This window comes from Streptomyces sp. NPDC023541 (genome assembly GCF_055559995.1).
In genome coordinates, this window is record NZ_JBVHJO010000009.1 from 175,968 (window position 1) to 190,447 (window position 14,480).

At 74.0% G+C, this 14,480-nt stretch carries 10 protein-coding genes; 3 read left to right on the forward strand and 7 right to left on the reverse strand.

Annotated features, from left to right (window positions below):
• Window positions 1-935: 935 nt before the first annotated feature.
• The 6 genes from ACZ3X1_RS23430 to ACZ3X1_RS23455 form a co-directional block, all read right to left on the reverse strand.
• Window positions 936-1,790: a DMT family transporter gene (locus ACZ3X1_RS23430; RefSeq protein ID WP_467280836.1), complete on the reverse strand. Its 855-nt coding sequence runs from the start codon at window positions 1,788-1,790 to the stop codon at window positions 936-938.
• Between the two features lie 102 nt (window positions 1,791-1,892).
• Window positions 1,893-2,696, reverse strand: a complete 804-nt coding sequence (locus ACZ3X1_RS23435) for an ATP-grasp domain-containing protein (protein ID WP_467280837.1) — start codon at window positions 2,694-2,696, stop codon at window positions 1,893-1,895.
• Window positions 2,693-3,622, reverse strand: a complete 930-nt coding sequence (locus tag ACZ3X1_RS23440) for an ATP-grasp domain-containing protein (protein ID WP_467280838.1) — start codon at window positions 3,620-3,622, stop codon at window positions 2,693-2,695. Before ACZ3X1_RS23440 ends, ACZ3X1_RS23435 begins: the two co-directional genes overlap by 4 nt.
• A 1,139-nt stretch (window positions 3,623-4,761) precedes the next feature.
• Complete coding sequence (locus ACZ3X1_RS23445) at window positions 4,762-5,487, reverse strand: zf-HC2 domain-containing protein (RefSeq protein ID WP_356815921.1); 726 nt, start codon at window positions 5,485-5,487, stop codon at window positions 4,762-4,764.
• Window positions 5,484-6,095, reverse strand: coding sequence for a sigma-70 family RNA polymerase sigma factor (locus ACZ3X1_RS23450; protein WP_030654329.1), 612 nt, complete (start codon window positions 6,093-6,095; stop codon window positions 5,484-5,486). The genes ACZ3X1_RS23445 and ACZ3X1_RS23450 overlap by 4 nt, the downstream gene beginning before the upstream one ends.
• Before the next feature lie 99 nt (window positions 6,096-6,194).
• On the reverse strand, window positions 6,195-7,202 hold the full coding sequence (locus ACZ3X1_RS23455) for a DUF1996 domain-containing protein (RefSeq protein WP_467280839.1): 1,008 nt from the start codon (window positions 7,200-7,202) through the stop codon (window positions 6,195-6,197).
• 202 nt (window positions 7,203-7,404) lie between these two features.
• Here ACZ3X1_RS23455 and ACZ3X1_RS23460 point away from each other — a divergent pair, with 202 nt between their 5' ends.
• The 3 genes from ACZ3X1_RS23460 (at window position 7,405) to ACZ3X1_RS23470 (ending at window position 13,459) form a co-directional block, all read left to right on the forward strand.
• A complete protein-coding gene (locus ACZ3X1_RS23460; RefSeq protein WP_356815964.1) occupies window positions 7,405-8,154 on the forward strand; it encodes a DUF1838 family protein in 750 nt (249 codons plus the stop codon).
• A gap of 533 nt (window positions 8,155-8,687) precedes the next feature.
• A complete protein-coding gene (locus ACZ3X1_RS23465; RefSeq protein ID WP_467280944.1) occupies window positions 8,688-10,457 on the forward strand; it encodes a S8 family peptidase in 1,770 nt (589 codons plus the stop codon).
• 233 nt (window positions 10,458-10,690) lie between these two features.
• Window positions 10,691-13,459: a helix-turn-helix transcriptional regulator gene (locus ACZ3X1_RS23470; protein WP_390078692.1), complete on the forward strand. Its 2,769-nt coding sequence runs from the start codon at window positions 10,691-10,693 to the stop codon at window positions 13,457-13,459.
• A gap of 18 nt (window positions 13,460-13,477) precedes the next feature.
• Here ACZ3X1_RS23470 and ACZ3X1_RS23475 read toward each other — a convergent pair whose 3' ends face one another.
• A complete protein-coding gene (locus ACZ3X1_RS23475; RefSeq protein ID WP_467280840.1) occupies window positions 13,478-14,395 on the reverse strand; it encodes a glycoside hydrolase family 19 protein in 918 nt (305 codons plus the stop codon).
• Between the last annotated feature and the right edge of the window lie 85 nt (window positions 14,396-14,480).

Below are 14,480 nucleotides of genomic sequence, written 5' to 3' on the forward strand. Positions count from 1 at the left end.
AGTAGTCCGACGCGGACGCGGTCGTGCTCTCGGCGTGCGTGCAGAGGCCGTCCCTGGGCGCGACACCGGAGGACGAACGCGGGGCCCGTCCCACGGCCGGCCGGCGCCGCTCTCCGGACGGGACCGGGCCCGTCTGTCACCGCATGGGCGGCGGCACCGTGTAGTTCGGGATCGAGGGGTCCTTCGGGTCGAACGGCGTCGGCTTCCACGTGGGCAGCGGCGGCCGGTCCGGCGCCGGCGGCGGGTTCGGGCCCCGGTTGGGATTCTGCGGGACGGCCGACGAACCCGCCGGGGTCCGCCTCGGCGCCGGCCCGCCGGTGGCCGAAGGCCTCGGCTCCGCGGCCGGCGTCGAGGCGGCGGCGGACGGCTGCCCGGTCTCCGGCTCCGAGGGGGAGGGAGCCGGCGGGGCCGTCGCGGGCGTCGAGGCGGGAGCCGGCGAGGCCGGCTTCGCCCCAGTCTGCTCGCCCGAACAGCCGCCCAGTGTCAGGGCCGCGGCCAGCGCCCCGGCGACGGCACCCAGAACTCTGCCCCTGGTACCCACACCCACCACCCACCCTCCCCGCACGGCCCGTCCGTCCGAGGGGGCGATCCTACGGGCCGCCCGGCCGCCTCCGGCACGACGCCGGTGCCCGGCGCCGCCGAGCCGCCGGCAGCGGGCCCCGCGCCGCGACCGCGTGGGCAGGGCCTCGGCATCCGACGCGGCGCGCGCCACCGAACTCCGCACCCGTCCCAACGGCGCCGGCACCCTGGTCCGCCGCAGCCGTACAGGCGGGCGCAGCACCCCCGCGTTCGCTTCGGCGCGGTCGGGGACCACGTGCCCGGTCAAGGGGCCCGGGCGTCGCCGGCCGGCGGCCCGGCCACCGGGACACGCCGCCGTCCGTCCGCCTGCGGCGGCCCCCACGACCGGTTCGCGGCCCCCCTACGGGCCAATACACCTAGGGCGCGCCCTCGCCCGCCCGGGCCAGGGCGAACACCCCGGCGCAGACGAGGGCCACGCCCAGCAGCTGGGGGAGCAACCACCAGCCCGACCGGAGGTGTTCCTCGTACAGCACCACCCCCAGCGCGATGCTGATGCCCGCGTCGCCGAGGGTCAGCGCGGGCTGCGAGGCGACCAGCGGGCCGCCCTGCATGGCGTGTTCGAGCAGCAGCAGGGCGCAGATGCCGCTCGCGCCGAAGGCGTACGTCTCCCAGGTGGTCAGGAACGCGCCGATGCCGTGGTCGTCGAGGACGTGCACGGAGGACTTCATCAGGGCGGCCGTGAGCGCGTAGCAGACGGCGGTGGCCGCGCCGAGGCAGCCGGCCCGCGAACGGCCGGGCTGGCGTCGCAGACCGGCGACGGCGAGCAGTGCGACGATCACCGCGCAGGCCGGCAGCGCCACCACCCACCGCTCGGCGGGCACGTCGGTGCGGTTGCCCGCGGGCGAGGCGGCCACCATCGCGACCCCGAGCCCCGCCACCACCCCCGCCACGGCCAGCCACAGCGCCCCCGGCAGCCGTTGCCGCGTCAGCAGGGACGCGATCAGCAGGGCCAGTGGCAGCTCCAGTACGAACAAAGGCTGCACGAGGGCCAGCGCGCCCGTGGCCAGCGCCGCTGCCTGCCCGGCCCCGGCCGCGATCACCGCCAGGATGCCCGCGACCCACACGGGCCGGCGCAGCAGGTCCAGGACCAGACCGAAGCGGAAGCCCTCGCTCTGCGGCACGGTGAGCGCCGCCCGCCGCTGGAGCACGGTGGCCAGCGCGTTGCTGAAGGCCGCGAACAGCGCGAAGAGGACCGGTAGGACGATGCCCATGCCCCGATCCTCACCGCGCCCGCCGCCCGGCCGCGCCGCGACACCGGGCCGCGGGCGTCGCGGCGCCCGCATTCCCCCGTCCGGATCTGCCGGAGAGCCGCCTCAGGGGCACGCCGAGGCCGTTGCCCGGCGCAGCGCCAGGGCGGCGAGGGCTTCCGGCGCGCCGGACTGGCCGCGGATGCCGGGGAAGGCATTGACGTCGACGATCAGCGGCGCCCCGCCGCCGGTGTCGATGATGTCCACGCCGTAGACGTCCAGCGCGAACACCGTTCCGACCCGGCGCACCAGGTCGGCCCATCCGGCGGGCAGTTCCTCCAGGCCCAGCGGGTGGGTTGGGCCGCGCCCACCGGGGGAGAGCTCGGAGCGGCGCAGTGCCGAGAAGACCCGGTCGCCGATGGCCCACAGCTTGTGGTCCCAGCCGTTGTTGGGCGCGTACTCCTGCACCACGACGGGCTCCTGTGGCCAGAGCCGGGCCAACTCCCGCAGTCGGACGGAGTCGTCGGCTCGGGCGACCAGGTCGCCGCGCCGGCTGAGCCGGCTCTTGACCACCAGGGGCGCCGACGGCCGCGCCTGCCGCGCCCACACCCCCAGGGCGCCGACGGTACGGGTCGCGGCGAAGGGCAGCCCGGCCCGCAGGGCGAGTGCGGCCATCTCCGTCCGGTCCTGGCACAGGGCGGTGGCCGCCGCCGTGTTGATCACCGGGGCCCCGCGCCGCTCCAGATCACGTGCGAGTCCCAGCGCAGTCGGCGTCCGCGACTTCAGCAGGTACACATCGGCCAAGGGCAGGGGTACGTCCCCGAGGGTGCCCGGATCGAGCGCTTCCACCTCGTGCTCCGCAGTGAGCAGGGCGGTGGTGTCCGCGAGCAGCGGATGCCCCGGTTCCGGGGTGATCAGGCCGATTCTCATACGGCGTCACCCGCACCGGCGGCGATCGGCGCCTGCGCCAGCGCCTGCGCCTGTGAGGGGATCGACAGGGGGAGGGAGTACGGGAGCGCCACGGGCGCCGCCACCGCCGCGGGGCCCCCGGCCCGGGCCAGCCCCAGTACGGCGCGGGCCACCCGCGCCGCCGCGTCCGGGACTTGGCGGAAGCTGGGGAAGTCGTTGACGTCGACGACCACCGGCCCGTCGGGACCCAGCAGCACGTCCACCCCGTACAGGTCCAGCCCGTAGACCGCGCCCACCTGGGCGGCGATCGCCGCCACCTCCGCCGACAGCGGCACCCGGCGCTCGCGCACCGAGGGGTCCGGGTGCAGCGGGGAGCAGCGCTCGGTCGCGAACAGCTCCCCGCCGACCGCGTACACCTTGGTGTCCGTACCCGAGTTGGGTACGTACGGCTGGGCGATGAGCATGCCCTCGCCCGCGAGCGCGGGCAGCAGCGTCTCCAGGCATCCGGGCGAGGACACCAGGTGCACGGCCCGCCCTGAGCTGCCGTCGGCGGGCTTGACGACGAGGGGGTACTCGCCCGCCGGTACCTCCCTGAGCAGCTCGGGGCGGGCGACCGCGTACGTGGGCGGCAGCGGGAGTCCGCGCCCGCGGCCGATGGCCGCGGCCAGCGCCTTGTCCCGTACGCCCCGGATCGAGCGGGCGTCGTTGACGGTGGTCAGCCCGGCCGCGGCTGCGGCTTCGAGGAGGGGCAGCCCCGGGCCGCCCGACACCGTCTTGAGCACCCAGGCGTCGTGGGCACCCGCTTCGACCGCCTCGGTCATGCGCAGCAGCGAGCCGCCCGGCCGCACGACGTCGACGCGGTGCCCCCACGCGGTCAGCTGTCCGATCACCTCGTTCGGCATACCGTCGTGGCGGTAGTGCTCCTCCACCAGGAAGCAGAGCCTCATCGACCTTCCCCAAAATCCCGGACGTCCGCCGAATCCGCCCGGCGAGTTGTGACGCCACAGGATGTCATGGACCGCAATGTGATGATCGGTCCGCCTGTGGGCTTCCTTGTGAGGCTTCCCGTTTCGGCGCGGCGGGGGAGAACGGGACGTGTCTGACCGGCGGACGGGGCTGCTGCGTGCACTGGCACACAACACGGCGGCACCGGCGGACGTGCTGCTGCGGCTGCTCGGCCACGAAGACGAGCGCGTGCGGCGAGAGGTTGCGCGGCGCGCCGTTCTGCCGCAGGAGGTGATCGAGGCCGTTCTGGTCCACTCGGACCGCCGCGTCCGGATGGCCTTCGCGGAGAACGGCGACGCCGACCCCGAGCAGCGGGCCCGACTGGTCGACGACCCGTCTCCGGTCGTCCCCCTCATGCTGGCGGCCGGTCCCATGTCCCACCGGCAGCCGGACTCCCCGTTGCCCGACCTGTTCCCGGCCCGGCTTCCCCGTGGCGGGGCTCGCCGCCCGCTTCGGCGACTCCCCGGATCCCCCTGCGCAGGAGCCTGGCCCTGCGCGACCCCGGTCTGGAACCCGCACTCCTCGACCGCCTCACCCGGGACGCGGGGACGCGGGGACGCGGAGCGCCGCCGTACGCGACCCCCGGCTCCCCGTGGCGCGGATCCGTGGAACTGCTCGACGATCCGGACCCGGGGACCGCAGCGGCCGCGGCCGCCAACTCCTCTCTCCCGCCGGGCGACATGCGCCGACTGCCGGACCGGGCTCAGGTGCCGGAAATCCGGGTGAATGATCGGACAAGCGGCTGCTAGGTTGATCGCGTGCCGAAGCGGGCCAAGCCGGTAGAGGCGGCCCCGTGAATCTCAGATTCTCGCTCCAGTCTCAGTATTCGCCGCCGAACACCGGATCGACCGAGCGTGGACGACCATCGATGGATGGGGGTTCAAGTCCCCTCTGCGCCTCTCCTCGTGGCGCGGTAGTTCAAAGGCAGAACACGTCGATCTAAGAATGATCCGCGACTCTTAAACGTGCCGGTGTGCGCAATTGGGTGGCAAACAGGAGCCCGGGAGCTGGATATGCTCCCGGGCTCCGTCACGTTCGCCAAGAGGTCACCCGGGCACGGTGCGCCCGGGGACCGTCACCGTCACACGGGCACGGACACGAACGTCCGGCCTGCCTCGTTCTCGACCACGACGGCCTTGACGTCCGCCCGGTCGACGGCCGCCGAACCGTCCAGCCCGGCGCCCTTGGCCTCGCCGTTCTCCTGGCTTCCCACCACCCAGCTGCCCGCTGTCGTGCGCTTGCCGTCCTTGGAGACCACGATCAGGCGGCAGCGCTCGCCCGGCGGCACTCCGGTGACGGCCGCCCGCAACCGCACCCACTTGGTGGCCGGCGTCATCTGCACCGTCATCCGCGCACCCGTGCCCGCGTCGGTCGCGGAGTGGAGCGTGGTCCCCTTGGGCGGGGGAGAGGGGTCCGCCGAAGAGGTCGGCGACGGGGGCACGGGCAGTGCGACGGGGTCGGGAGCGCCCGCGCCCAGCTGCGTACCGGCCCAGAACACGGCGGCCAGCGAGGCCGCGACGGCCAGCCCGGTGAGCCCCGCCCGCCTGCGCGCGGCGCCGGCACGCTCGCCCCGCATCTGCCGCAGGGTGCGCTGAAGCAGCAGGTCACCTCCCTGCGGCGGTCCGTCGAGGAACGCCTCTTCCGGCACCTCGCCCAGTGCCGCCTCCATCTCGCGCAACGCGGCCACCTCCTCCCGGCACTGCACGCACCCGCTCATGTGTCCCTCGACCCGGCGGACCTCCTCGGCGTCCAGGACGCCGAGCACGTACGGGCCGAGCAGTTCCTCCTCGTGCCGCTGCCGGTTCATGCCACCACCTCACGCAGTCCGGCCGGCTGCTGGGGCGGCCTGCCCGATCGTTTTCCGTCTCTTGTGCCGCTCTCCCGGAAGCCGTCGTCCCTGAAGACGTCGCGCAGGGCCTTGAGCGCGTAGTGCGAGCGCGACTTGACCGTACCCGCCGGGATGCCGAGCGTGTCGGCGGCCTCCGCCACGCTGAGCTGCCGGTAGTACAACTCCTTCAGCACGTCCCGGTGTTCCGGGGACAGCCGGTCGAGGGCGCCCAGCACCGTCATGCTGTCCACCACGGAGTCGGCGTGGTCCGCCTCCACCGGGGGAGCGGCCGACGAACCGGACACCTCCGGCGGCCGGGCGGCCCTGGCCCGGTACCGGTCGGTGATGATGTTCCGGGCCACGGTGAGCAGCCAACCGCGCACCGAGCCCTTTCCGTTGACCAGGACCTCGGAGTGCCGCCAGGCACGTATCAGCGTCTCCTGTACGACGTCCTCGGCGGTGGCCCGGTCCCCGGTCAGCCGGGTGGCGTACGCGAGCAGGGCGTGGCCGTGCTCCTCGTACACCGACTTGATCAGTGCCTCATCGGTCGACCCCCGCCGAGTGCGGGGCCACAGTGGTCCGGCCATCTCACCCTCTCCGTCTTCCTCGCTTGCGTGGTGCGGTCGGAACACGCCGGCGGGGCCGATCCGGTTCATGTGACCTGCGTCACGTGAACCGGTGGGTGCTCAAGTCCGGCAGTCGCGGCCCTTGTTGAGGCAGTCGACGACCGCGGCCATCTGGCGCTCGCTCATCGCGTTCACGAACATCGCGTGGTCCGTCCTGGGGCTGTGCCGCTGCTCGGGGAAGGAGTCGATCGCGACGGTCACCCCGGCGGGGACCTCGTAGGCGAGCCGGACGCGCAGTTCGGGTACGGGGAAGGTGTTCGTGGGGCAGACGCCGTTGCCGCCGGGGAACAGCAGGTGCGAGCGGTGCCCGGCGCTCGCGGTGTCGAGGCCGTTCCAGCAGCTGGGGAAGATCAGGCTGCGGGTGATGCGGTCGCCCTCGGGGCAGCGCGGGTAGCTGGTGGTGGAGCGGTCGGGGGAGCCGGAGCACCCCCAGCGGGCCCGGACGTGGGCGTCGCCGCCCGCGGTGAGGGCGACCGCGTCGCCCGTCATCGCGTGCAGGAAGGGCGGCATCGCCACGACCTTGCTGACCGGGTTGCCCCGGAACTCCACCCGGACCGAGGCCTCGGGCACGATCTCGCCCGTGTTCCCGTGCCCCGCGGACGTCTCGTGCGGACGCGTGCCCCGCCGGTCCAGACGGCGCAGGACGGGCCAGTAGTACGTCGACCGGTCGCCGCCCGCGCAGCTCGTGGCGGCTGCGGCCAGCGAGGCTTCGGTGGACATGGCGTCCGCGGACAGGTTGCCCACGTAGGAGTGCGTGTGGTGCGCGCCGGCCCGCAGGCCGGGCGAGACCACGAGGTTGTCCTCGTTGTAGTGCCGTTCCTCGTTGCGTCCGCAATCCACCGCCATCGAACCCGGCGATCCGTCGCCCGCCTCGGCGGGCCGGGCCGGAATGAGGGCGGGGGCGGGTGGGACGTCGCGTATGTCCACGTAGTCGGACGGCGCCGGGGCGCCGGCCGCCGCCCCCGCGTGCGGGCCGGCGGCGCGCGTGGCGCCCAGCACCGCGGCGGTCAGCCCACCGCCCAGGACCAGGCAGATGACCAGAGTGAGCAGTCGGCGTTCTTTCCCCATGGCGGTCACGGTTACCGGTGGCGACCCCGCCGTCAACCGGGCATCCGCATGACGGTCGCCGCACGCGTTCGTAGGTCCGGACGGGGCCGGCCGGGGGGAGCGGTCACCAGCGCCGACCGGGTGGTACAACCGGCCGTGAGGCAACCCGGGTTGTCCGTGGAGCCGCTTGTCCGGCCGGGCGGCGACCGGACACAGTGGGTGTATGACACCCGTCGAGCTCCTGCACGCGTTCGCCCGCACCCGCGCCCGACTCGACGGCGGCGAGGTCACCTACTGGTGGACCGGCGACGTCCACTCCTGGGCACCGGGCGAGCCCTACCGGCGGGTCTTCGGCTTCGAAGGGCTCAACGTCGCCCGCCTCGTGGCCGACGAGGAGGGCGGCGGCTACCAGCTGCTGTCCCGGGAGGCCGCGTTCTACCTGGACCCGGTCACCCGGGAGATCATGGAGACCTGGCAGGACAAGCCCGTGGTCCACGTCTGGAACGACCCGGCCAACCAGAAGTGGCGCCCCTTCCCGGTCCCCGTGACCGAACTGGGCGACCAGATCTGCTTCAGTCTGGAGATCCCGCTCGCCTACCCCTCGCCGCTGCCGGTCGAGGAGTACCCGGACAACTCGGCCGACGACACCTATCGGGCGCTGGAACTCTTCCAGTTCTTCGCACCCGCGACCGCACTGAGCACCGACGGGGTGAGCGTCCCGGCGACGATGTCCTGGACCCGTATGTCCCCGTGGCTGCCGTGGATGGAACAGGGTGCGCGCCCCGGTGGCCTCACGTTCCACTGCCGCGGCCGCAAGCTCGACGCCTACGAGCAGGTCCCCGAGCGCACCCGCGCGTACATCGCCGACCACCACCCCGCGTTCGCCCACGCACCGGAGAAGTGGAGCGAACCGAACGAGACGAGCTGGACGTACTTCCGCAGGCTCTTCCCGCCGGACCGCGGCGAGTCCTGAGGGCCGGGCCGTGCACGCAGAAGTCCTGAGCGGCAGATACCCGGGCGCGGTTCCCTGAGCGCGCCGGGGGGCGCCCGGCGGCACCCCCGCCCCTCGGGCCGCCCCCGCGCCGGCCGATGTCCGGCGCCCGCAGGAAAAATGCTGGTCACACCCACTGCTGAGGGACCCCCCGGGGGGAGCCGCAGGGGTGGACAAGGGTTTTCCCCGTATCCAGTTCATCCCCGCGTTGCCTACTGTCTGCCCACCGGCGATCTTCTCCAGGCCGGGCGGTTCACACGCCAACCCCACATGGCGTGTAGGCCGACCGGCCGGGGAAGTGCGCCGGGACCGCCGTTGCCCCTGCCTCGCCGTTGCGGCCGGGACAACGTGGCGTGCGGCGGCAGCCGGGGCGAGACCGACCAACTCGCTCCCGGCCCCGCGGCCGCCGGAACCACCCCCACACTGCACCGACCGGCCGCTCCGGTCTGCCCGGAACGGCCCTCGAAAGGGAACACGTGCACGCAACGAGACGCAGGCTCATATCCGTCGTGGCCATGTCCGTCACCCTGCTCGCCGGCACCGCCACGGCCACCGCCTCCGTGGCCGTGGCCGCCGAGGGCCCCGCCTCGGCCCCGGCCGCAGCGCTCGCCCCGACGGCGCCCGTCGAGAACCTCATCGTCGGCTACAAGCCGTCCGCCACCGAGGCCAGCTCCAACACCGCGGCCGCCGACGACGCCACCGCCAAGGGCAAGAAGGCCGGCAAGAAGGCGAAGTTCGACCGCCGCCTGGGCACCGGTGCCGCGCTGGTCAACCTCGGCGGAACCGTCGCTCCCGCCGAGGCCGCCGACGTGATGGCCCAGTTCCGTGCCGACCCGGACGTCGCCTACGTCGAGCCCGACACCCGTGCCTACGCCACGGCCGTGACCCCGAACGACACCGAGTACGCCAAGCAGTGGGACCTCTTCGAGTCCACCGCGGGCATGAACGTCCCGGCCGCCTGGGACAAGACCACCGGCTCCGGCGTCACCGTCGCCGTGATCGACACCGGCTACGTCGCCCACTCGGACCTCGCGGCGAACACCGTCGCCGGCTACGACTTCATCAGCAGCGCCGCCTACGCCCGTGACGGCGGCGGCCGCGACGCCAACCCCGCCGACGAGGGCGACTGGAACGCCACCGACGGCGAGTGCGGCGTCGGCTCCAAGGCCGGCAACTCGTCCTGGCACGGCACCCACGTCGCGGGCACCATCGCCGCGGCCACGAACAACTCCAAGGGCGTCGCCGGCATCGCCTACGGCGCGAAGATCCAGCACGTCCGCGTGCTCGGCAAGTGCGGCGGTTCCACCTCGGACATCGTCGACGCCATCACCTGGGCCTCCGGCGGCTCCGTCGCCGGCGTGCCGGCCAACGCCACCCCCGCCAAGGTCATCAACATGAGCCTCGGCGGCCCGGGCGCGTGCGGCACCAGCTACCAGAACGCGATCAACGCGGCCGTCGCCCGCGGCACGACCGTCGTCGTCGCCGCCGGCAACAGCAACGCCGACGCGGCCGGCTACTCGCCCGCCAGCTGCAACAACGTGATCAACGTCGCCGCCAGCAACCGCGCCGGCGACCGCTCGTACTACTCCAACTACGGCGCGATCATCGATGTCGCCGCCCCGGGCGGTGAGACCCGCCGCGCCACCGACACGCCCGGCACCGTCACCACCCCCGAGAACGCGATCCTCTCGACCCTGAACGCCGGTACCACCACCCCGGGCGCCGAGATCTACAAGCCCTACCAGGGCACCAGCATGGCCGCCCCCCACGTCGCGGGTCTCGCCGCCCTGCTGAAGTCGGCGAACTCCGCGCTGACCCCGGCCCAGATCGAGTCGGCGATCAAGAACAACGCCCGTCCGCTCGCCGGCACCTGCACCGGCGGCTGCGGCACCGGCCTCGCCGACGCCGCCGCGACCGTCGCCGCCGTGACCTCGACGCCGTCCACCCCGGCCCTGGAGAACACCACGGACTTCGCCATCGGTGACAACACCACCGTGGAGAGCCCGATCACCGTCACCGGGAAGACCGGCAACGCCCCGGCCACCCTCAAGGTCGGCGTGAACATCGTCCACACCTACATCGGTGACCTGAAGGTCGACCTGGTCGCCCCGGACGGCTCCGTCTACACGCTGCACAACCGCTCCGGCGGCAGCACCGACAACATCAACCAGGTCTACACCGTCAACGCCTCCTCCGAGGTCGCGGGCGGCACCTGGAAGCTCCGGGTCAACGACAACGCCGGCGGCGACACCGGCAAGATCGACTCCTGGAATCTCACCTTCTGAGACGGTTCCCGCCGACTCGGGGTCCGCGCCAACTCCTCCTGACGGAGCGATAGTACGGACCAATGAATCCCCGGGCCTGCCGATACTCCGGGTATCGGCAGGTCCGCCGGGTTTTCCGCGTCCTGTGACTGAATTCTGCGTCACAATGCGGCTCCACCAGCCGTCCGACCTCGTATTCTCGCCTCTCACAGGAAGGGCACAGAAGCTGGGGACCGGAAGGCTGGTGGCTGTGCGTGGTGGCGGCGACGGGGCACGCTGACACAAGTGTCGGACACGGAGAACTGATCAAGGCGGTCGACCGCGCGCTGGCCGCGCACGGCCGGGCGCTCCTGACCGGACCCGCCGGCGCGGGCAAGACCGAGGTGGTCCGCGCCGTCGCGGCCGCGGCCGAATCCCGCCGCGAGAGCGTACTGTGCCTCGCTCCCGAGGCCGCCGACCAATGGATACCCGAGGCCTCCGCCGCCGCCCTCCTCGCCTCCGTGCCCGCGGCCGCCCTGGAACAGCTCTCCGGCCCCCAGCGCACCGCCATCGCCCTCCTGCGCCGCGAGGCCGACGCCCCCCGCGCCGGCCGCGACCACGTCGCGCTGCGCCTGGCCGTCGTCGAGGTGCTCCGTACCCTCGCCGCCCGCCAGCCCGTCCTCCTCGTCATCGACAACGCCCAGTGGCTCGACGCAGAGAGCACCGACCTGCTCCGCTTCGCCCTGCGCCTCACCCCGCCCCGGGTACGGGTGCTGGCCGCCGAACGCGTCCAAGGCGGAGCACCGGTCGGCGAACCCCTCTGCGGCCCCGGCGTCCCCGCCGTACGGGTGCCCCCGCTCGGCGCCGACGAGGTCGCCGAACTCCTCCTGCGCCACGGGCTGCCCGCCCGCCTCGCCGGCCGCATCCACCAGGCCAGCGGCGGAAACCCGCGCCTCGCCCTCGCCCTCGGCCACTCCCTCGCAGAAGCCGCCGAGGCCCGCGACTGCAACGCCCACCACGCCGACCCCCTGCCCGTCTCCGGGCAGGCGCGCGAGGTCGCCCGCCGCCTCCTCGCCGGGGCCCCCGCCCAGGCCCGGCGCACCCTGCTGCTCGCCGCCCTCGCCTCACGCCCCACCATCTCCCTGCTGCGGCGGGCCGGCCGCCCCGACGCCGAGGCCGAGCTGGCCGAGGCGGAACGGGCCGCGCTGGTCCGGGTCGGCGAGGACGGCACCGTCGAGTTCACCGCCGGCGCCCTGCCCACCGCGCTCGCCGCCGACGCCGGCTGGCCCGAACGCGCCGCCGGGCACGCGGCACTGGCCGCCGCCGTCGACGACCCCGTCCAGGCCGTGCGCCACCGGGCGCTGGCCGTCGACACCCCCGACCAGTGGCTCGCCGCGGAGATCACCGAGGCCGCCGCGGTCTGCCGCAGCCGCGGCCAGCGGGCCCTCGCCGCCGAACTGGGCCTGCTCGCCGCCGAACGCACACCGTCCTCGCTGGCCGACGAGGAGCTGGCCCGCCTCGTCACCGCCGCCGAGGACGCCGGCTGGGCCGGCCGCGCAGACCTCGCCCGCCGCGCCACCCGGGCCGTCCTGGCCCGCGACGCCTCGCCCGCCGACCGGGTGCGGGCCCGGCTCGCCGTCATCGACGCCGCCGGCCAGGCCCTCGGAGCCCTCGACGAGACCTTCGCGTACGCCATGGACGACGCCGCCGGGGACCCCGCGCTGCAGGCCGCCGTCCAGCTCCGGGTCGCCTGGAAGCACAACCTCAGCGACGGCGACCCCGTGCGCTCCCGGGACGCCGCGGCCGAGGCCGGCACCCTCGCGGCACTCGGCGGGGACCAGACCGCCGAAGCCATGGCCCTGACCGTACGGGCCCGCATGGGCCGCATCCTCGGAGACGCGGGCGCCGAGGAGATCCTGGCCGAGGCGCTCGCCCTGCCCGCGCCCGCGGTGCCGCTGGGCATGCGCAACGCGCCGCAGTACCTCGCCGTCCGGCACGCCCTCTTCGACGACCGCCTCGACGACGCACGCCGCCAGCTGATGGTGCTGCTGCCGGCCGTCCAGCGCACCGGTTCCGCCGAGGACGTCTTCGAGGTCCTGCGCAGCCTCACCGAGGTGGAACTGCGCAGCGGCCGGTGCGAATCCGCCTCGGCCCACGCCCGCCGCGCCCTGGAACTGACCATCGAGGCGGGGCTCTCGCCCGGCCCCGCCTGGTACGTCGCGGCGACGGCCGAGACCATGGGCGGCAGCTTCGCGCGCGCCGAGGGCTACGCACGTCGCGGCATCCAGGCCTCCCAGGAGGAACAGGACCAGGTCTTCCTCTCCCGCAGCCTGCACGCCCTGGGACTCGTCGAACTGGCCACGGGGGAGGCGGCGAAGGCGGTCGCCACCCTGCGCCGCGTCGCCGAACTGGAGGCCGCCCAGCAGGTGGTGGACCCGTCGATCCTGCGCTGGCACGGGGAACTCGCCGAGGCCCTGATCGCCGCCGACGCGCCCGGCGAGGCGGCCGACCTGATCGGGCCCGTCCGTGCGGTCGCCCTCGGGCTCGGCCGTACCGGTGTCGTCGCCGCCCTCGACCGGGCCGGCGCGCTGTGCCTGTCCGCCCAGGGTGACGCGGACGCCGCCGTCCGCCTCCTGCAGGACACGGCGGAACGCTTCGAAGCCCTGCGGCTGCCGCTGGAACGGGGCCGTACGCTGCTCGCCCTCGCCCGGGTGGAGCGCCGCCGCCGACGCCGGGCACCGGCCCGTGCGGCGCTCCGGGCCGCCGCCGAGGTGTTCGAGCGGGCCGGAGCCGGCCCCTGGATCGAACTGGCGCGGGAGCCGGCACCCGGTGACGGGGCCGGCGCCCTGGCCCCCGCGGCCGCGGCGCTGACGGACGCCGAGACCCGCCTCGCGCTGCTCGTCAGCCAGGGTGCCAGCAACCAGGAGGCCGCGGCCAAGCTGTTCCTCAGCGTCAAGACCGTCGAGGCCCGGCTGACCCGCATCTACCAGAAGCTCGACGTACGGTCACGGGCCCAACTGGCCACCGCGCTGCGCACGCGGTGACCGCGGCCGTGCCGCCCGTCAGCAGCTCAGGTTGTTGCCGGGGGTCACTCCGAGGAGCTGGGTGAAGCTCTGGTACTTCGAGATCCGGCTCTGGACCTGGGCGGGGTTGCCGCCGTTGCACTCCAGGGAGCCGTTGATGGAGCGGATGGTCTCGCCGACGCCGGCGCCGTTCACCATGGCGGCGTGGGCGGTCATCGTGCCCGGGCCGTTCTGGGTGTTCCAGTACCAGAGCGCCGTCTTCATGGCGACGGCCGGATCCTGCTCCACGAGGTAGGGATTGGCGAGGAGGTCGATGCCGAGGGCGTCACCTGCCGCCTTGTAGTTGAAGTTCCAGCTGAGCTGGATGGGGCCGCGGCCGTAGTAGGCGGCCTGCCCGGCCGGACAGCCGTACGGCTGGGTCGCGTCGCAGTAGTGCGGGTAGTTGGCGGTGTTCTGCTCCACGATGTGGACGAGGCCGCCGGTCTCGTGGGAGACGTTCGCGAGGAAGGCGGCCGCCTCGCGCCGCTTCACGGTGTCGTCGCCCGTCTTGGCGAAGCCGGGGTACGCGGACAGTGCCGCGACCAGGCCGTTGTAGGTGTAGAAGGGGTTCCGGTTCGGGAACATCTGGTTGAACTGGGCCTCGGATACCACGAATCCGGACGGGTGGGGATCCGGGTCCGGCTCCTGGCCCCCGCCGCCGCAGACGCCCTGGTCCGACCAGACGCCCCACTGCCCGGTGGTGCCGGGGGTCTCGCCCTGGGTCCACCACTTGGCCTGCCAGTTGCGGCCGCCGTACGAGGCGCTCATGCCGTTCGTGTAGACCCCTGAGGAGGCCCAGGGGGAGGCGCAGGGGGCCGCCGCGGCGGCGGGGGAGGAGGGGAGGGCGATGGCGAGACCGGCTGTGACGGCTGCGGCGGCGACCAGGCTGAGGGCGCGGCGGCGAAGCGCACGTATCACGTAACTGCTCCTTCAGTGGGGGGAGTTGCCGTGGGGGCAATGACGCCCACTGAAACGGAATGGTCTGAACCTGTCAAGGTCTAGA

Coding starts and splice junctions, on each gene's coding strand:
- ACZ3X1_RS23435 (WP_467280837.1), bottom strand. CDS start 2,696: ATGAGAATCGGCCTGATCACCCCGGAACCGGGGCATCCGCTGCTCGCG.
- ACZ3X1_RS23455 (WP_467280839.1), bottom strand. CDS start 7,202: ATGGGGAAAGAACGCCGACTGCTCACTCTGGTCATCTGCCTGGTCCTG.
- ACZ3X1_RS23440 (WP_467280838.1), bottom strand. CDS start 3,622: ATGAGGCTCTGCTTCCTGGTGGAGGAGCACTACCGCCACGACGGTATG.
- ACZ3X1_RS23450 (WP_030654329.1), bottom strand. CDS start 6,095: ATGGCCGGACCACTGTGGCCCCGCACTCGGCGGGGGTCGACCGATGAG.
- ACZ3X1_RS23460 (WP_356815964.1), top strand. CDS start 7,405: ATGACACCCGTCGAGCTCCTGCACGCGTTCGCCCGCACCCGCGCCCGA.
- ACZ3X1_RS23430 (WP_467280836.1), bottom strand. CDS start 1,790: ATGGGCATCGTCCTACCGGTCCTCTTCGCGCTGTTCGCGGCCTTCAGC.
- ACZ3X1_RS23445 (WP_356815921.1), bottom strand. CDS start 5,487: ATGAACCGGCAGCGGCACGAGGAGGAACTGCTCGGCCCGTACGTGCTC.
- ACZ3X1_RS23465 (WP_467280944.1), top strand. CDS start 8,688: ATGTCCGTCACCCTGCTCGCCGGCACCGCCACGGCCACCGCCTCCGTG.